General features: G+C 51.5%; 17 protein-coding genes. 3 read left to right on the top strand and 14 right to left on the bottom strand.

All coding sequences use genetic code 11. The annotated features are described in order from the left end of the window. Nucleotides 1-236: 236 nt before the first annotated feature. From aroB to EHSB41UT_RS02860, 7 genes are all read right to left on the bottom strand, one after another. Complete coding sequence (aroB, locus tag EHSB41UT_RS02890; RefSeq protein ID WP_087106684.1) at nt 237-1,316, bottom strand: 3-dehydroquinate synthase; 1,080 nt, start codon at nt 1,314-1,316, stop codon at nt 237-239. 74 nt (nt 1,317-1,390) lie between these two features. Further along, nucleotides 1,391-1,906, bottom strand: coding sequence for a shikimate kinase (locus EHSB41UT_RS02885; protein WP_087106682.1), 516 nt, complete (start codon nt 1,904-1,906; stop codon nt 1,391-1,393). An 8-nt stretch (nt 1,907-1,914) separates the two neighbouring features. Further along, nucleotides 1,915-4,041 carry a type IV pilus secretin PilQ gene (locus EHSB41UT_RS02880; protein ID WP_087106680.1) on the bottom strand — a complete coding sequence of 709 codons (2,127 nt, stop codon included), beginning with the start codon at nt 4,039-4,041 and terminating at the stop codon, nt 1,915-1,917. 96 nt (nt 4,042-4,137) lie between these two features. After that, nucleotides 4,138-4,668: a pilus assembly protein PilP gene (locus tag EHSB41UT_RS02875; protein WP_087106678.1), complete on the bottom strand. Its 531-nt coding sequence runs from the start codon at nt 4,666-4,668 to the stop codon at nt 4,138-4,140. Continuing rightward, a complete protein-coding gene (locus tag EHSB41UT_RS02870; RefSeq protein WP_087106676.1) occupies nt 4,668-5,285 on the bottom strand; it encodes a type IV pilus inner membrane component PilO in 618 nt (205 codons plus the stop codon). The genes EHSB41UT_RS02875 and EHSB41UT_RS02870 overlap by 1 nt, the downstream gene beginning before the upstream one ends. After that, the gene (locus tag EHSB41UT_RS02865; RefSeq protein WP_087106674.1) at nt 5,282-5,842 is read right to left on the bottom strand and encodes a PilN domain-containing protein; all 561 of its coding nucleotides are present in this window, start codon (nt 5,840-5,842) and stop codon (nt 5,282-5,284) included. The genes EHSB41UT_RS02870 and EHSB41UT_RS02865 overlap by 4 nt, the downstream gene beginning before the upstream one ends. Then, nucleotides 5,842-6,906, bottom strand: a complete 1,065-nt coding sequence (locus EHSB41UT_RS02860; RefSeq protein WP_087106672.1) for a pilus assembly protein PilM — start codon at nt 6,904-6,906, stop codon at nt 5,842-5,844. The genes EHSB41UT_RS02865 and EHSB41UT_RS02860 overlap by 1 nt, the downstream gene beginning before the upstream one ends. Before the next feature lie 202 nt (nt 6,907-7,108). On the opposite strand from EHSB41UT_RS02860, the gene EHSB41UT_RS02855 reads away from it, so the two are divergent. Continuing rightward, nucleotides 7,109-9,616, top strand: coding sequence for a penicillin-binding protein 1A (locus EHSB41UT_RS02855; protein ID WP_087106670.1), 2,508 nt, complete (start codon nt 7,109-7,111; stop codon nt 9,614-9,616). A gap of 74 nt (nt 9,617-9,690) precedes the next feature. Here the strand turns inward: EHSB41UT_RS02855 and EHSB41UT_RS02850 are convergent, their stop codons facing one another. Next, nucleotides 9,691-10,959, bottom strand: a complete 1,269-nt coding sequence (locus EHSB41UT_RS02850) for a malic enzyme-like NAD(P)-binding protein (protein ID WP_087106668.1) — start codon at nt 10,957-10,959, stop codon at nt 9,691-9,693. Nucleotides 10,960-11,285: 326 nt separating this feature from the next. Continuing rightward, nucleotides 11,286-11,501, bottom strand: a complete 216-nt coding sequence (rpmE, locus tag EHSB41UT_RS02845) for a 50S ribosomal protein L31 (RefSeq protein WP_087106666.1) — start codon at nt 11,499-11,501, stop codon at nt 11,286-11,288. Nucleotides 11,502-11,809: 308 nt separating this feature from the next. Here rpmE and EHSB41UT_RS02840 point away from each other — a divergent pair, with 308 nt between their 5' ends. Further along, the gene (locus tag EHSB41UT_RS02840; RefSeq protein WP_087106664.1) at nt 11,810-12,997 is read left to right on the top strand and encodes a CD0519/CD1768 family membrane protein; all 1,188 of its coding nucleotides are present in this window, start codon (nt 11,810-11,812) and stop codon (nt 12,995-12,997) included. 80 nt (nt 12,998-13,077) lie between these two features. Then, nucleotides 13,078-15,345: a primosomal protein N' gene (locus EHSB41UT_RS02835; RefSeq protein WP_087106662.1), complete on the top strand. Its 2,268-nt coding sequence runs from the start codon at nt 13,078-13,080 to the stop codon at nt 15,343-15,345. Nucleotides 15,346-15,618: 273 nt separating this feature from the next. Here EHSB41UT_RS02835 and EHSB41UT_RS02830 read toward each other — a convergent pair whose 3' ends face one another. From EHSB41UT_RS02830 to EHSB41UT_RS02810, 5 genes are all read right to left on the bottom strand, one after another. Further along, on the bottom strand, nt 15,619-16,344 hold the full coding sequence (locus EHSB41UT_RS02830; protein WP_087106660.1) for a 16S rRNA (uracil(1498)-N(3))-methyltransferase: 726 nt from the start codon (nt 16,342-16,344) through the stop codon (nt 15,619-15,621). 101 nt (nt 16,345-16,445) lie between these two features. After that, on the bottom strand, nt 16,446-17,243 hold the full coding sequence (gene tatC / locus EHSB41UT_RS02825) for a twin-arginine translocase subunit TatC (protein ID WP_087106658.1): 798 nt from the start codon (nt 17,241-17,243) through the stop codon (nt 16,446-16,448). 24 nt (nt 17,244-17,267) lie between these two features. Then, nucleotides 17,268-17,645, bottom strand: coding sequence for a Sec-independent protein translocase protein TatB (gene tatB, locus EHSB41UT_RS02820; protein ID WP_087106656.1), 378 nt, complete (start codon nt 17,643-17,645; stop codon nt 17,268-17,270). A gap of 126 nt (nt 17,646-17,771) precedes the next feature. Continuing rightward, nucleotides 17,772-18,020, bottom strand: coding sequence for a twin-arginine translocase TatA/TatE family subunit (tatA, locus tag EHSB41UT_RS02815; protein WP_207626547.1), 249 nt, complete (start codon nt 18,018-18,020; stop codon nt 17,772-17,774). A 75-nt stretch (nt 18,021-18,095) separates the two neighbouring features. Beyond that, the gene (locus EHSB41UT_RS02810) at nt 18,096-18,431 is read right to left on the bottom strand and encodes a histidine triad nucleotide-binding protein (protein WP_087106654.1); all 336 of its coding nucleotides are present in this window, start codon (nt 18,429-18,431) and stop codon (nt 18,096-18,098) included. Nucleotides 18,432-18,455: the final 24 nt, after the last annotated feature.

Raw genomic sequence — 18,455 nt, 5'->3', positions numbered from 1 at the left:
CATTCACGCCACCCGCCAGACACTAGGTGTAACAGACAAACAACCCTCTGCAAGTTGTCTCTTGATCTGCCACACCTGCACACATCAACGCTTTCTTATAAATTCTTGCTAGCGTCGAGCGGCCGATCATTGTACATAGTCACCGAAAACGAGACAAATGAACAAGGCAGCCGATCTAAGAAAATTACACGGAATATGGCTTTTTTCAGAATATTTTTCTTAATACACCATTAGTTTCAGTGGCAAAGGCTATACAAAAGTTCACAAAGAACTTCTTTTGGAGCCTCTGCCGTGACCACCGCATCCCCTAAAGACTTCAGCAGTATCAGGCGTAATTGACCATCGATAACCTTTTTATCCACAGACATTAAATTCAGGAAGTCATCGGGCGTCATACCCTTGGGAGGCTGAACGGGCAGCTTGCATTGCTCTAACAACGCGATCGTTCTTTGCAGTACGTCAGACTCAACCCAACCAAGCCGAACCGAGAGATCAACAGCCATGACCATACCAGCAGCAACGGCCTCGCCGTGCAGCCATTTCCCATAACCCTGATGGGTTTCAATGGCATGACCAAAGGTGTGACCAAGGTTCAGAATGGCACGACGCCCTCCCTCACGCTCATCCTCAGCAACAACCTTGGCTTTATTTTCACAGGAGCGAAGTACGGATTCTGCCAAAGCATCAGCATCACGCGACATCAATCGTTCAGCATTCAATTCCAGCCATTCAAAAAACGGAGCATCGCTGATCAAACCGTACTTGATCACTTCAGCCAGCCCTGCGGAAAGCTCTCTATCCGGAAGAGTGGTCAGAACGTCCATATCCGCAATAACTGCCTGCGGCTGATGAAAGGCGCCAATCATATTTTTGCCAAGTGGGTGATTTACTCCGGTTTTTCCACCAACAGAAGAGTCAACCTGGGACAATACCGTGGTTGGAATCTGGATAAAATTAACACCACGCTGGTAACTCGCAGCAGCAAAGCCACACATATCCCCAACCACCCCACCACCCAAAGCAATCAGCGTGGTGGCGCGGCTATGCCGATCAGCCAGCAATCGATCAAAGATCTGATTCAGCTCGGTCAGGTTTTTATATTGCTCACCATCAGGCAGCACGACTTCCGTAACCCGATAACCACCCAGCAGCCTACGCAGATCTTCCAGATAAAGCGGCGCAACCGTCTCATTAGTAACAACCGCCACCTCGGAACCACGGATATAGGGTTTTAGGAGTTCCGGCTTTGACAGCAACCCTGAGCCAATAAAAATGGGATAAGAGCGATCACCAAGATCCACGGTCAAGGTTTGCACAGCCGGACTCCTGCCTTACGAGAGGGTTTTATTGTTGGAGGGATGATTGTCGAATAAGAAGGGGCTGCTGGCAATTACCCCATGCCAACAGCTTCAGTAATCTCTTTAATAACCTGACGCGGGCTGCCCCGATCAGTACAGACAACCAGATCGGCAGCTTCACGATACAAAGGCTCACGCAGCTCGTAAAGATCTGCGAGAACCTGCTCACGATCAGGTCGCTGAAGAAGGGGGCGACGCTTGTCTTTGGCTGTTCTCTGCATTTGGGTAGCAACGGAGGCCTGCAGAAAAACCACAAAACCGCTGGCTATCATCAGCCTGCGGTTTTTTTCACGCATAACGATTCCGCCACCGGTCGCGACAACCTGCGCCGGTGCCCCTTGCAGGGACTCCAGCACAAAAGTCTCTCGCTGCCGGAAGCCATCTTCCCCTTCCCTATCAAATATCCAGGGAATATCGGCACCACAGCGATCTTCGACTTCCTGGTCGGTATCAAGGAAAGGCAGGTTTAGCTCACGGGAGAGCATACGGCCGATGGTACTCTTTCCTGCCCCCATCGGCCCTATCAGGTAAATCGTGCGAGACTGCATACTTCCTGTCAGCGCAAAGCCATAGTTGCCGTCAAAATTTTCGGGGTAATGAAAATCAGGGTTTCGTTACGCTCGTCTTTCTTGGTGTCCTTTCGGAACAGGCGACCTACACCCGGGAGATCTCCCAGCAGAGGCACCTTCTCAACACCGCGGGTCTCAGTTTTACTGAAAATACCGCCCAGTACAACCGTCTGACCATCTTCGATCAGAACCTTGGTTTTCACCTCATTAGTGTTGATGGTTGGAATACCGGAGGCCGTCGCTGGGCCTTCCGAGTCATTATTCACCTGAATATCCATAATCACCCGGCCATCAGGGGTGATCTGCGGGGTCACCTCAACAGAGAGCACAGCCTCCTTGAACTCGGTTGTGGTGGCACCGCTGGAGCTTGCTTCCTGATAAGGAATCTCTTTACCGCTCTTAATTGTCGCCTTCTGCTTATCGGAGGTGATTACGCGAGGTTGCGAAACAATTTCACCACCACCATCACTTTCAAGAGCGGAGATTTCCAGATTTACAACAGCGGAGTCTGTCAAGAGGCCAATAGCCAGGGCAGAAGACCCAGTCCCAGTTACAGACAAATCTGTAAAGAGGTTATTATTTCCGAATGAAGCTTCACCACCAGAACCAGGGCTTGTCCCATCCCCCAACGGCTGATCCCCTGGATTCCAACTAGAACCCTGGCCACCCAGCTTAAGGTTATTACCACTCCCAACCTGAACAGCGCCACCCCACTTAACACCAAGCTCTTTCCGGAAATTGGTGTCAGCGGTCACAATTCGAGCTTCAATCTGTACCTGACGTACAGGGATATCAACTCGCTCGACCAAGTCGCGAATTTCATCCAGCTTATTCTGGGTTTCCTGAACCAAAAGACTATTTGTCCGATCAATAACCTGGACACTGCCACGTTCAGAAAGAATGCGATTTCCTTCACCACCCAACAGGACGGCTGCAATCTCTGCGGCTGTAGCATAATTAACTTGAACCAGTTCAGTATAAAGAGGCGCCAGCTCAATGATCTGCTGCTGAGACTCCAACAGCTCACGCTCCTGAGCTGCCAGCTCGGCGGCCGGGGCCACAACAAGCACATTATTTTCCAGACGCTTACCCAGACCTTTGGATTTCAAAACAATATCCAACGCCTGATCCCACGGAACACTCTTTAGACGCAGAGTTACACTTCCGCCAACAGTATCACTGGCAACAAGGTTCAAATCCTTAAAGTCTGCCAGAATCTGAAGCACATCACGAACTTCAATATCCTGGAAGTTCAGGGAAAGCTTATCTCCGGAATAGACCAGTTGTTTCCGGGCCTTCTGCTCGATCTGCTGAGATGTCAGCTCTTTTACACTGATGGTCATCTTGTCATCAGTCTGCCACGCCAGATAGTCAAACTCGCCCTTTGGCTCAATAACAACCAAAGCTTTTCCATCTTCAACCCGCGCATCGATAAACTGAACAGGGGTAGCAAAGTCATTCACATCAAGGCGATTGCGGAGGCTGACAGGAAGGTCAGCATTCGGGAAGGTTAATCGCAGGCGACCACCTTGCTCCTCAAGATCCATCAGCACCTTTTTCGAGGAAAGGCCAATAACGATGTTGCCCTCACCATCATCGCCACGCTCAAAATCAATACTGGTCAGACCATTTGAAGAACTAAAGGCATTTTTGGTTGAAGCTGCTGCCTGATTGGTAATTGCTGCAGCAACAGCTGGAGCAGCCTGGGAAACCGGCCCTCCTTCACCAACAAGGACGTAAACATTATTCCCTTCAGTACGTGTTGTGTATGAGGAAGAGGAATCCATACTTACAGTCAGGCGTGTCCTATCCTTAGTTTCCATAACCGTGACACTACGGGCATTGGAAAAGCCAAGCTCGTTATATTTATCCACAGCACTTTCAGTACCGGGCAGATCAAGGACAATCCGAGCAGGCTGTTCAATGGAATAACCTTTAATTTCCGGAGGAGCCGAATCAAAAGAAAGCTTCATCTCTACCCGATCACCAGGCAGGGATGTCACATCAACCCCCTGCAGGGTGCCGGCGAGCGCCGCTGTCGAGCAAAGCGTGGTTAGCAATCCCGCACCGGCCAGATAACCACCCCAACTTGTCAACCTGCCTTTCCTATTCATCCGGTCACACCTGTGTAGTCTTTCTTATTCCATCTGCTTGACCAGACAAACTGGCAGCACAATCTTCTATACGTTATATCGGTCGCCTTTAACCGACTATGAACCACTGAGACTGAGAGTTCTGGGACGTTCGACCCAGTTGTCCAGTCCACTTTCTACAATTTCGATCACCTGAACCTCGGAATCGGTAATGCCGATAATCCGGCCGTGATTCCGACCCAGATAATCTCCGACGCGAACCCGGTGCACACCACCATCCATCGAGAGCAGAGCAAAAAAGCCGTTATCATCACTCAATGTGCCAACCATTGCGAAGGCATCAAAGGCAAAATTCTCAAGGTATTGCTTGACCCGATCCAGGTCTGGGCGAATATCGCTCTGAACCTTCTGCTTACGAACAAGCTGAACCTTGATGGGCTTATCAAACGGACTGCGCATCCCTGAAGCCGAGTAGGTAAAGGCTTCATAAGGCGTAAACTGCGGAAGAGGCTCTATCCTCCCGGTTGGCCGGGCACGGGACTCATCCATAAACCGGGAGAGGTCTTCATAACCGGCATTGGAATCACATCCTGCAAGAATGGTGAGCCCTGAGAACAGCAGAGCTGGTGCAATCTTTCTGGAATTCATCACGCACCACCTCCGTCATTGTAACGGTAGGTTCGGGCTTTGATTTCCATACTCAGCGCACCCGTATTTTTATCGCTTTTAATCGTGAAATCATGGAGCGTCACAATTCGAGGCAGGCTGGACACACCGCTGATAAAGGTGCCCAGATCGTGGTAATTACCTCGAACACTGATATCGATAGGCAATTCGATATAAAACTCGTGGCGCACCTCAGACTGAAGGTTGATGGAGTTAATCGACAAACCGGACCCCAGGCCGGTGTAATCAATATCCTCAATCAAACCCGGAACCTCGGTCTTGCTGGGCAACTGTTTGATCAGTGCACCAAATGAAGCCTCCATCTCAACCATCTGCGCTTTATAAGCTCCCAGGTTGGCCGCAAGGAAAGCTTTAGTCTGGAACTGTTGCTTCAGATCGTTTTCCTTACTGACTTCCCTATCCAGATGGTCACCCAGATCATTCAGATGAAAATGAAAGCCCAGGAAGACAACCAAGCCAAAAACCACAGCACAGAGGATCACCTTCACTGGCACAGGCCATGAGCCTACGTTTTCCAGATCCAGCTCATTGAGATCCATATTGTTCAGCTTCTGGAGCGATTCCTGCAGCGAACTCATGACCCACCCTCCTCTTTCAGTTCAGGAGCCACCTGACTCACCGACAGGATAAAACTGCTGCCCGTACCGCCCTGCAGGGCTTTAACCGCAGTCAGGTTCGGACTATCAAACCAATCCGACTCATCCAGCTGGCGCATCAACTTGGAAATCTTGTTATTGGACTCAGATACACCCTGAATGCTGATGGTATTGCCGGACATACTGAGAGTAGTGAAGTACACACCGTCAGGCAGCACCCGCACCAGCTCATCAAAAACCCGCACAATAACCGGTCGATTACCCTGCAGATTCTGGATAACCTCCATACGAGCCAAAAGTTCTTTCTTCTTACTCTTCAGCTCGTTGATTTCTTTGATCTTGGCATTAAGGGTATTAATTTCCGTCTGCAGAAACTGATTGCGCGACTGTTGATTCTCAATGGCAGCATTCAGCATCAAGTCACGAACAAAAATCAGCAGGGCTGCGAGGGCAACTGTTGCCCCCAGGGCAATCAGGAAATTCTTCTGGCGCTCTTTGCGGAGCTCTTCACGCCAGGGTAAAAGGTTAATTCTGGCCATCAGTCAAAGCTCCTCATTGCCAAGCCACAGGCAATCATCATCGCCGGAGCATCGTTGGTGAGGGCACTGGCATTCACTTTCCCCGCCACCGACATATTCGCGAAGGGGTTTGCCAGAACGCATGGGGTACCAATTTTCTGGGTAATCCGCTCGGCCAGCCCTATGGTGGAAGCGGCGCCACCGGCCAGAACTATGCAGTCCACATCGTTGTAATGGCTGGCGGAATAAAAGAATTGCAGACTGCGGGATACCTGTTGAACCGCAGCATCCCGGAAAGGCTCCAACACCTCTGGCTCGTAATCATCCGGCAGTTCACCGGTTTTCTTGGCCAGGCCAGCTTCTTCGGGCGACATGCCGTAGCGGTGCTGGATCTCATCGGTCAGCTGACGCCCACCAAAGATCTGTTCGCGGGTATAAATGGTGCGCCCTTTCTCCAGAACACTCAGCGTGGTCATGGTGGCACCGAGATCGACGATGGCGACCAGAGGCTCGTCATCATCCAGCTGGAGCTGAGTCTCAATCAACTCGTAAGCCCGCTCCATGGCATAGGCTTCAACATCAACAACCTTGGCTGTCAGCCCGCCGATATTAAGAGCGGCTTCGCGATTGTCGACGTTCTCCTTACGGCTGGCAGCCACCAGCACCTCTGCACGTTCAGGGTTATTTGGGCTTAGCCCAACAACCTCAAAGTCCAGTGCCACTTCATCCAGCGGATAAGGGATATACTGATCGGCTTCGACAGAGATCTGGTTTTCCATCTCCTCATCACTGAGGGAGGCATCCATTTCCAGAGTCTTGGTGATAACAGCTGAGCCGGCTACGGCGACAGCAGCATTTTTGAGAGACGAGCGAGATTTCGCAAGTACCTTCTTAATGGACTCACCTACGGCTTCCAGCTCATTAATATTCTTTTCCACTACAGCGTTTGGTGGCAGAGGCTCAACAGCGTATGATTCCACCCGGTACTGATCGCCGTTTCGGCTTAATTCCAATAACTTTACCGAAGTGGAACTGATGTCGATCCCCAACATCACGCTGGATTTCTTTTTGAACAGCCCCAACACAAGTGTTCGCCCCGCATAGTTCTTTTAATAGGATTTTGCAATAATTCCTTGCTTACGCCCATTAAATAACAGTCTGCGAGTTATGGCAATTGTGCTGACGCTATTACTCTCGCATATAATAGTCATTTCGTGATCTGGTGCAGCATTTAAACGGCGGCTGTTCAGTACTTCCCCAACATGGATTTACATATAAATAAAACTTATGAAAAAAGCTGTCAGCGTTATTAGATTCGGATTATGGTGCGCGCTGGCCGTATTCAGTGGCACTCTCCTGATCGGCAGCAGCGCATATCTTTTTCTGAGCCCGAGCCTCCCTTCTGTAGACTCACTCAGAGATATTAACTTCCAGACACCTCTGCGCATTTACTCCGCAGACAACAAACTCATTGCCGAATTTGGCGAAAAGCGCCGTACGCCCGTTGATTTCGAGCAGGTACCAAAAGAGCTGATTGATGCCTTCCTGGCTGCCGAGGATGATCGTTTCTACTCCCACAATGGCGTTGACATCGTCGGTCTGGCACGCGCGACCGTGCAGCTGGTGTCCACCGGCAGCATCCAGTCCGGCGGCAGTACCATCACTATGCAGGTGGCTAAGAACTTCTTCCTGAGCCATGAACGGGTCTTCTCCCGCAAGTTCAATGAAATCCTCCTGGCCCTGGAAATTGAGCGCAAGCTCAGCAAGCAGGAGATTATGGAGCTTTACCTGAACAAAATTTATTTGGGTAATCGCGCCTATGGTATCGAAGCCGCAGCCCAGGTTTATTACGGTAAAACCATTCAGGAACTGACTCTACCCCAAATGGCCATGATTGCCGGACTGCCGAAAGCACCATCCCGTTACAACCCTCTGGTGAACCTTACACGGGCACTGGAACGTCGCGACTGGATTCTGGGCCGGATGAAAACGCTGGGTATGATCAGTGAACCCCAGTACACCTTTGCCGTGAACACACCACCAACGGCTACTTTCCACGGACTGCCCGTCGAACTGGAAGCTCCTTACGTAGCCGAGATGGTACGTATGGAGGTGATCGAAAAGCTGGGCACCGCCGCCTATACCGACGGTTATAAGGTTTACACCACCATCAACAGCGCTCAGCAGAAAGCAGCAAACCTGGCTATCGACAAAGGTCTGCAGGCCTACGACGAGCGTCATGGTTTCCGCGGTCCGGAGTTGCAGCTCGGTGAATCGCTGGAGATCTGGCAACAGACCCTCAAAAATACTTCACCTATCGGCTCTCTGGAACCGGTTGTCGTCACAGAGGTGCATGAAGACAGAGCAATCTTGATGCTTCGGGATGGTAGCCCGGCCGTGATGGACTTTGAGCAGATGAAGTGGGCCAAGCCTTATATTGATGTTAACCGTCAGGGCAAAGCGCCAAAGCAGCCATCAGATATTGTTGCTGTGGGCGACCTGATTCGTGTTCGACATATTGATGGGACAGTGAGACTGAGTCAGCTGCCAGAAGCTCAGGCCGCCATTGTTGCCATGCAACCAAAGGATGGCGCCATCACTGCGATCGTCGGTGGCTTTAACTTCTACGACAGTAAATACAATCGCGTCACTCAGGCCAACCGCCAGGTCGGCTCTGCCTTTAAGCCGTTTATTTATACGGCAGCAATCAACAAAGGTATGACCGCGGCAACACTGATCAATGATGCACCTGTCGTTTTTAATGATGACCAGCTGGAAAGCCATTGGCGCCCACAGAACGATAATCAGAAGTTCTATGGCCCAACCCGCCTGCGTAAAGGTCTCTACCGTTCGCGCAATCTGGTCTCCATTCGCATTCTGCAACGTACTGGCATTGATTACACACTGGATCTGATCGAACAGCTGGGCATGCCAAGAGACAAGATGCCAGATAACCTGTCCCTGTCTTTGGGTAGCGCCGGCATTACTCCAATGGAACTGGCAACGGGTTATACCGTACTGGCGAATGGTGGTTTCCGTATTGAGCCTTATATCATTCAGCATATCGACCAGCTGGATAAAACCATCTATCAGGCCGATCCGCTGATCGCTTGCCGGAACTGTGATGAAACACCAGAAGCAGAAACCAGCTCAGCCCAAACAATTCCTGCCGAGGAAGGCTTTGCTGCAGGCTTTTCCGAGGAAGGTTTAACTCTGGAGTCCATTCTGGAAGAGAACCCGATAAATCCGGATGGCAGCCTGACTACAACCGATCCCAAGGAGTTACTGAAATCAGTCAAGAAAGCTCCACGGGTTATGGATGAACGGGTGAACTACATCGTCTACGACATGATGAAGGATGTTATCACTGAAGGAACTGGTCGCCGTGCCAAGGCACTCAACCGTAACGATCTTGCTGGCAAAACCGGAACCACCAATGATCAGCGCGATGTCTGGTTCTCCGGCTTCAACCCGGAACTGCAGGCCACCGTCTGGATGGGCTTTGACCAACCAAAAACCTTGGGTCGCTGGGAATACGGCGCCAACGCTGCACTGCCGGTATGGATCGACTTTATGAAGGTCGCACTGGCCAACAAACCGGAAACCTCCCTGCCCCAGCCGGATGGTATTGTCACCATGAAGATCAATCCGGAAACCGGTAAACCTGCACGCCCGGACGAAACCAATGCCATCTTTGAAGTGTTCCGCACAGAGAATGCGCCCAAACCAGAGTTTGAAGATGAAGAAACCTCAACCAACGACAATGGCGACTTTAATCCCGGCGACATCTTCTAATACCAATATATTCTGACCATAAAAAATCCCCGCAGCTGCGGGGATTTTTTATGGAACGCCAAACCTGATAAAAATCAGAACACGATATCATCCATAGAATTCAGCGGATAATGGGCAGGATATGGCAGACGTGCTACACCACTATCCACAGCAGCCTTGGCTACCGCTGCAGAAACCACACCCATCAGGCGGGCATCCATTGGCTTGGGAATGATGTAATCACGACCAAACTTCATGGAAGAAACGCCATAGGCATCCATCACTTCCTGAGGAACCGGCTCCTTGGCCAGATCTTTCAGTGCATAGGCTGCAGCGACCTTCATCTCTTCATTAATGCGGGTCGCACGCACATCCAGCGCACCACGGAAGATGAACGGGAAGCCCAGAACATTGTTCACCTGGTTCGGGTAGTCGGAACGACCCGTTGCCATAATCACATCAGGACGCGCCTCTTTGGCCTTCTCAGGACGAATTTCCGGATCAGGGTTTGAGCAGGCAAAGACAATCGGGTTATCAGCCATACGCGCCAACTGTTCTGGTGACAACAGATTCGGACCAGACAAGCCCAGGAACACATCAGCCCCTTGGATGGCATCATCCAGCGTACGACAGTCAGTCTCTACCGCAAATGCCGCCTTGTACTGGTTCAGATCAGAGCGACCAGTATGAATCACGCCTTTACTGTCCAGCATCAGGATATTTTCCGGCTTCATGCCACAGCTCACCAGCAGCTTGACGCAGGAAATAGCTGCGGCACCAGCACCCAGACAAACCGTGCGGGCTTCTTCGATGCTCTTACCTGCCAGTTCAAGCGCATTCAGCATACCGGCAACTGTCACGATGGCTGTGCCGTGCTGGTCATCGTGGAAAACCGGAATATCGCACAGCTCAATCAGAGCACTTTCAATCTCGAAGCATTCAGGCGCCTTAATATCTTCCAGATTGATACCACCGAAGGTAATAGCAATACGCTTAACTGTATCAATAAAGGCCTGAGGGCTTTCGGAGTCAACTTCCAGATCAATGGAATCGATACCGGCAAATCGTTTGAATAGAAGACTCTTGCCTTCCATGACCGGCTTACTGGCAAGTGGGCCAAGATTTCCCAGACCCAGAATCGCAGAACCATTACTGATTACCGCAACAAGGTTGCCTTTCGCCGTATATTTGTATGCCAGCTCAGGATCACGGGCGATCTCACGAACGGGTTCTGCCACACCAGGGCTATACGCAAGGGAAAGGTCACGGGAGGTTTCCGCGGGCTTGGTCAGCTCCATGCTGATCTTGCCGGGACGCGGATTCGCATGATAATCCAGAGCGGCTTGCTTCATATCCTCAGCCATTTCATCTCATCCAGTTTTTTATTGCCTGCCGGAAAAACGAGAATAACGAAAAGGACGACACCACTCAACAAAACAAACTTTAAAACAAGCGTTTGAAAGCAAAATTACATAGCGATAAAACACACGCCAGAATTATATTCTGCGCATTCCGTTGTTAACGCCTTGAATTTAGTGAGGAAAGCCCAGATAGCGCCGTTTATGGCATGAATAACCATCATTCAGGGTCTGAATAGAGGTATGGGTTTTGTATGAAAACTACAAGGGGAAAAACGGGAAAATAGAAAAGATGGGAATCAAAAAAGGCACCCGAAGGTGCCTTTTTAATCTCAGCGCTTGGTGCTGAGCGCGCCGAAACGCTTGTTGAAGCGTTCGATACGACCGCCGGTGTCCATAACTTTCTGAGTACCGGTGTAGAACGGGTGGCACTTAGCACATACGTCCAGACCGATGTCTTTACCCAGAGTGGAGTTCACCTTAATCACGTTACCGCAAGAGCAGGAAGCAGTGATTTCTTCGTACTTAGGATGGATATCCTTTTTCATGGCTCAGCCTCAAAGCTTGGTTGTGCACCGCCACCGAGCCTTCAGCTTCCTTACTGTATAAGGAAGAAACAGAACCTCGGCACCGCACACTGATAATCCGATAACTCCCAGAGAAGAGCTACCGGCAGAAGAGCGCGAATATTAGCAGACCCTAAGCCCGGGGCAAATAGCCTGAATGCACGTTCCCGCATAAACCTCTGCCGAAGTGCCTCACGCGCACCACTTATAAGGGATAGCTCGCATTGCGGCACCCTACCACAGGGAAGGTATTATGCCCGGCTGCTAATTATTCCAAATCATGGAGCGCCATGAATAAGCTTTCGACTACCGCTGAACAATCCACCTCCAGCCTTGGTCGCCGCCTTGAGCCCTTTATCCTGCTGGCCGCCCTGAGTCTGTTTTTTGGGTATATTGGTTCGACCATGGGTGTGGCCAATATGTTCAACACCCTGTTCAAGACAGCCCATGACCTACTGCTGAACACTGTTTTCTTTATTATGGGCATCACCGTCCTGACCGGCGCTTTCAGCCGTGTTCTGGTGGAATTTGGCCTGATCAGCATTCTTGAGAAGCTGCTGGCTCCTCTGATGCGCCCTATTTTCAACCTGCCTGGCCGCTCCGCTCTAGCTGCGCTGATGACCTTTTTCTCGGACAACCCGGCCATTATCAGCCTGGCCACCGACCGTCGCTTTAATAAAGGCTTCAAGGCCCATGAGTTGTTCTCCCTGACCAACTTCGGTACTGCCTTTGGTATGGGCATGCTGGTGATCACCTTTATGTCGACTCAGGATCTGGGAACAGGTGAAAGCAGCTTTATGCCTGCACTGATAGGTCTGGGCGGTGCTCTGGTGGGCGGCATTATGTCTACCCGTCTGATGCAATTCTTCTGCAAGCCGGTTGTTGGTGATCAGGAAATCGATATCGACTTTGACGGCAATGCCGGCGAGCTTCTGGATATCGAACAATCCGTAAATCCACAGGATTCCGCCTGGCTGCGCCTGCTGAACGCCATGCTGGATGGTGGCAAGGCCGGTGTTGGTCTGGGTATGGCTATTATTCCTGGCGTTCTGGTAATCAGCTCCATTGTGATGATGCTGACCTTCGGCCCATCCGCCAATGGCTACACTGGCGCAGCCTATGAAGGCGTTGCCCTGTTGCCTGCGCTGGGTAACCAGATTTCCTGGCTGCTGTCCGGCCTGTTTGGCTTCCAGCACGCTGAACTGATTGCCTTCCCGGTCACCTCTCTCGGTGCGGTTGGCGCGGCCATGTCCACACTGCCGCACCTGATTGCCCAAGGCATGATCACAGGCAATGAAATTGCGGTATTTACCGCCATGGGCATGTGCTGGAGTGGCTACCTGAGCACACACACTGCCATGATGGACACTCTCAAGCGCCGCGATCTGACCTCCAAAGCCCTGCTGGCTCACACCATTGGCGGCCTGTCTGCCGGTGTTGCTGCTCACTATCTCTACCTGGCTTCTCAACTCATCTGACAGCATGGCTGATCTAACAGTCTGTTAAGCCTTCTGATAAGCTAGCGTTTTACATCACCGTGGAACGCTGGCTTCACTCCATGACCGACTTCCCTGCCGGTATCCTGCGCCTTGCCCTGCCGGTCAATCTGCGCCGTTTATTTGATTATCTACCTCCGCAACAGGTTACGGCTGACCAGCTGCAACCCGGTGTTCGGGTGCGCGTCCCCTTTGGCCGAGGCAATCGGGAAGTTGTTGGTATTCTGATCGAGACCTCTACACACTCCGAGGTGCCATCGGGCAAACTGCGTCCCGCCAGTGAAATTATTGACAGCACGCCTATCGTTCCTGAATCCGTCTTTCAGCTGGCCTGCTGGACTGCCCGCTACTACCACCATCCGATCGGCGATACCTTTATGCAGGCGCTTCCAGCGCTGCTGCGTCAGGGCTATGACCTGTCCAAGGAAGTGCATGAGTTCTGGCAGCCTGCATCTTCCCTCGATACCACAGCCGAGCAGACATTGATGCGCACCCGTGCTCCCAAGCAACAGGAAGCCTGGGCACTTATCAAGAAGCACCCTGATGGCATTTCCGGTGAAGCTCTGCGCAGCATGGGGTTTGATCGAACCTTACTGAAAAACCTGCATCAACGTGGGTTAACAGAGTGTGTTGAACGTGCACCGGGTTTTCAGATGTTTCATGAAAACACCCCGCTGCTGAAATCTTCGCCTCTGGTATTGAATCAGGAACAGGCACAAGCACTGGATGCCATCACTTGCGATCAAAAGTTCAGTACAACACTTCTCCATGGTGTGACAGGCAGCGGCAAGACCGAGGTTTATCTGCAGGCTATTGCCCATGTGCTGGCACAAAAGAAACAGGCGCTGGTGATGATCCCGGAAATTGGCCTGACCCCACAGACCATGAATCGTTTTCAGGAGCGCTTTAATGTTCCAGTTGTAGTGTTGCACTCTGGGCTGACCGATCGTGAACGCCTGAATGGCTGGCTGGCAGCCAGACGTGGCGAAGCGGGTATTGTTATTGCCACCCGTTCTGGAATTTTCACCCCGCTGCACACTCCCGGCATTATTATTGTCGATGAAGAACACGACCTGTCGTACAAACAGCAGGACAGCGTCCGTTATTCCGCCAGAGATCTTGCCCTGTACCGCGGGCAACTGGAAAACATTCCAGTGGTTCTGGGTTCCGCGACACCAAGCATGGAAACCCTGCATAACAGTGATACCCACCGTTACCGCTATCTTCATCTGCAAGGTCGAGCCGGCAAAGCCGTGCCACCAAAAATATCCCTGATTGATACTCGCCATCAGAGTTTGCAGGGCGGCTTAACACCGGACACCTTATCAGCCATTAAAGCCACCCTGGATAAAGGCCAGCAGGTGCTGGTGTTTTTGAATCGCAGGGGATATGCCCCAACTCTGGCCTGCGACGACTGCGGCTGGCTGATCGACTGCCCTAACTGTGATGCGCATCTGACCCTCCATCGCACGCCACTGCATCTGCATTGCCATCACTGTGATTACCAGCAGGGTATTCCTTACACCTGTCCCAACTGCCAGAGCCCGGAACTCAGTCCTGTAGGGCAAGGTACGGAACGCACCGAAGAAATTCTGGAAGAGATGTTTGGCCACGGCAGACATAAGGTCGATGTGATGCGTATCGACCGGGACAGCATGCGCAAAAAGCACGCCTTCCATGAGATGGTGGAGAAAATCCACAAGGGCAATCCCGCCATTCTGGTAGGCACCCAAATGCTGGCCAAAGGCCACCACTTCCCGGCTGTGACCCTGGTGGTAATTGTGAATGCCGATGCCGGCTTCTTCAGCTCAGATTTCCGGGGTGCCGAGAAAACCGGACAGTTGATTCTACAGGTTGCCGGTCGTGCCGGTCGCGCTGAACATCCCGGCCATGTATTGATTCAAACCGGTAATCCTGAGCATCCTCAACTGCAAACATTGATCCAACAAGGCTACGACAGTTTTGCCCGCAATATTCTTCACGAACGTCAGATTATTGGACTGCCGCCGTTCAGCTATATGGCGTTAATTAATGCCGAGGCACCGAATGCTCAGCCTGTGGAAGAATTTCTGCAGGTGTCAGCACAGCAGGCCCGTGAGTTGATTAATGTGAACAATCTGGGTGGGCCGGAAGGTGTTGTGCTGCTGGGCCCCATGCCAGCACCCATGGAAAAGCGCCAGGGCCGGATGCGCTGGCAGCTGTTACTGCAGGCCAATAACCGCAAGCCGCTGCACAACTTGTTGAGTGTGTTGCTGCCGGTTATGGAACAAAACCCACTGACCCGTCGTATACGTTGGTCAGTGGATATTGATCCACAGGAAATGACTTAACGTAGGTTAGGGTCTGTGGACGTTTGATGATGCGACTCAGTGAGACAGTAAACGGCTTATCGTTAGAAAGGCTTGTGAAAATCGTAGTTGACCTACATTAAGCAAGCCTGACGCAGCGAGAAGTCGTTTACAGCCTCACCCGAAGGGCTTTTTCGAGAGCTTCCATGGCGTCGTTACAGTGATTTGAAAGAGAACCACTATTCCTTCACCACTGCGCCTAGCCCTGAAAGCTCTCGGAAAAGCTGAGTGCGATCAGCAAACGCCCACAGACCCCTAGCTTGATAAACGGCTGAGCAAAACCGGCACAGCCGTTTCCACCCGCAGAATCCGTTGCCCCAGGTGCACACACTCAAAGCCAAACTCCACCAGTCGCTCGACTTCGTAAGGAATAAAACCACCTTCCGGGCCAATGGCCAGAACAGCTGGTTCGCTTAGCTGTCGAGGGCATTCCACATCCGAAACCGGATGCGCGACCAGCTTGCGCATGCCAACGGTCATCTCGGTTAAACGATCTTCCACAAAAGGTTTGAAACGCTTTTCCAGAATCACTTCCGGCATCACCGTATCCCGCGCCTGCTCAAGACCAAGGATCAATTGCTCACGAATAGCTTCCGGCTTAAGCCATGGCGTCTGCCAATAGCTTTTTTCCACCCGGTAGGTATTCATCAGCACTATGCGTTTAACGCCCATCGCCGCCAGTGTTTGAAAGGTACGCTTTAACATTTTCGGGCGCGGCAGTGCCAGCAACACCATTATTTCCAACGGAGCCGGGGGAGGAGTGCCAAGAGTATATTCCAGCTCCAGCTCATCCTTTTCCAGACGCACAATGGTGGCCGTACCCATTTCACCATTCAGCTCTCCTACACGAAGCGTATCGCCGACTTCCGCCTTGTGAACGTCCTGAACATGAGTCAGCCGTCGCCCACTGATCACAGCCCGCCCCGGTGTCGCATCAACCGGTTTAACAATATCGCCTGATTCAAGCAGCAGAAGATTCATGGTTTCGCAGTTCAACACTATTAATAAATTAAAAACACAACCAATAAACTAAAAACACAAAAGCCGCCTGATGGCGGCTTTTTCGTGCAGAGAAGGTCAGCTTACGCGTTTTCCTGCTCTTCGCGTTCCTTATCCACTTCTTCACGGGTCTGAACAAACCGTGAGAAGACAATACCGCATTCAAACAGCAGCCACATGGGGATCGCCAACAGGGACTGGGAAATCACATCAGGCGGTGTCAGCAGCATACCGATAACGAAGCAGCCAACTACAACATAAGGGCGCTTCTTTTTCAGCTCTTCAACCGTGGTCAGACCAGACGCCACCATCAACACCGTGGCAACCGGGATTTCAAACGCCATACCAAAGGCAAAGAACATCTTCAGGACAAAATCGAGATACTTGTTAATGTCCGTCATGATAGTCACGCCTTCCGGCCCAACACTGGTAAAGAAGCCAAACACCAGCGGGAAGACCACATAGTAGGCAAAAGCGGCACCACCATAGAACAGCAGTACACTGGAAACCAGCAGTGGAATCGCCAGCTTTTTCTCATGCTGGTACAAGCCAGGAGAAATAAAGGCCCAGGCCTGATGCAGAATAAAAGGAACACTGATAAAGATCGCCACCACCAGAGTCAGCTTGAAAGGCGTCAGGAAGGGCGAAGCCACTTCTGTCGCAATCATGCTGGCACCTTCCGGGAGATAAGCTCTCAGCGGCTGGGACACAAAAGCATAGATATCGTTGGCGAAGTAAAACAAGCCCAGGAAAATGGCCACGATCACGATCACCGAGCGCAGGATACGATTCCTGAGCTCCAGCAGATGTTGGATCAGTGGCTGCTCCTGATCAGCTGAACCGTTGCCCTTCTGGCCGTTTTCGTTCTGATGAGTACTCATTAATCTGTCTTACAGTGACGTCCTTCAGGACTGGCTGGAAGGATCTTTTGGCGGCTGGGCATCAGCTTTGGGCGCTTCCGGTGCGCTGGAACTCTTCTCAGCAGTCACACCTTTGAGATCGTCGGTCAGATCCACCTGCTTGCGCATGGCACTGACTTCCTGGCTGATCTCTTCACGGGTACGCTTCAGCTCATCCATCACATTGTTGTTGTGGATTTCCCTGCGGATCTCATCCACTTTCAACTCTCGCTCAATCTCCGAGCGAATTCCCTGGAAGCTGCGCTTGATTCGGGACACCCAAAGAGCCGTGGTCTTGATCGCCACCGGCAGTCGCTCCGGGCCAAGCACAACCAGTGCTATCACCGCAATAATGACCAGTTCCAGAAAACCAATATCAAACACAGCGCATGCCTTCCGTTAACGCCTATTTCAAGAGCCTCGCTGCCAATTCAGCCAGGCACAGAGAACAACATAGAAACCAGCAAAAGCTGATGGCAGATAGTAGCCCTGCAGGACTACCGCCCGCTATCAGGATTGATGCTTGTCCTTGGCGTCTTTGGCGTCGGTCTTCACATCGGCATTCATATCGAAATCAGCGTCTTTCTGTTCCAGCTTGTCCGCATCTTTCTTTGCGTCGCCTTCTTCGTTGCCCATGGCCTTGCGGAAGCCTTTCACGGCACTGCCCAGATCACCGCCGATATTGCGCAGACGCTTGGTACCGAAGATCAAGATCAGAATTGCCAGAATAATCAGCAGCTGTGGAATACTGATGCCCATAATTAATCCCTCATTCACTCATTAACGCGCGCAGTCCTGCGACTAGGAATAGCCCTGCGACTACAAACCAAAACCTTACAAATGGTGGAGTCTACCACCACCAAGAATATGGAAGTGCAGATGGAACACTTCCTGACCGCCACCTTCGCCATTGTTGGTCACGGTACGATAACCTTCATTCAAACCCTGCTGGCGGGCAATACGTGGAATGGTCAGCATCATATGGCTGATCAGATCACGATCATCGTCTGTCAGGTCATCCAGATTCGCCACATGCTTGCGGGGAATGACCAACAGGTGAACAGGCGCTTTCGGCTGAATATCACGAAACGCGATACAGTGTTCATCTTCATAAACGATCTCTGCCGGAATCTCACCCTTGGTGATCTTGCAGAAAATACAGTCGCTCATTACTTTCATCCTGTCTGAATGGCC

This window comes from Parendozoicomonas haliclonae (assembly GCF_900174585.1).
GTDB lineage: Bacteria > Pseudomonadota > Gammaproteobacteria > Pseudomonadales > Endozoicomonadaceae > Sansalvadorimonas > Sansalvadorimonas haliclonae.
The sequence above is the reverse complement of the archived record's forward strand: the minus strand, read 5'-3'. Positions and strand labels throughout refer to the sequence as shown.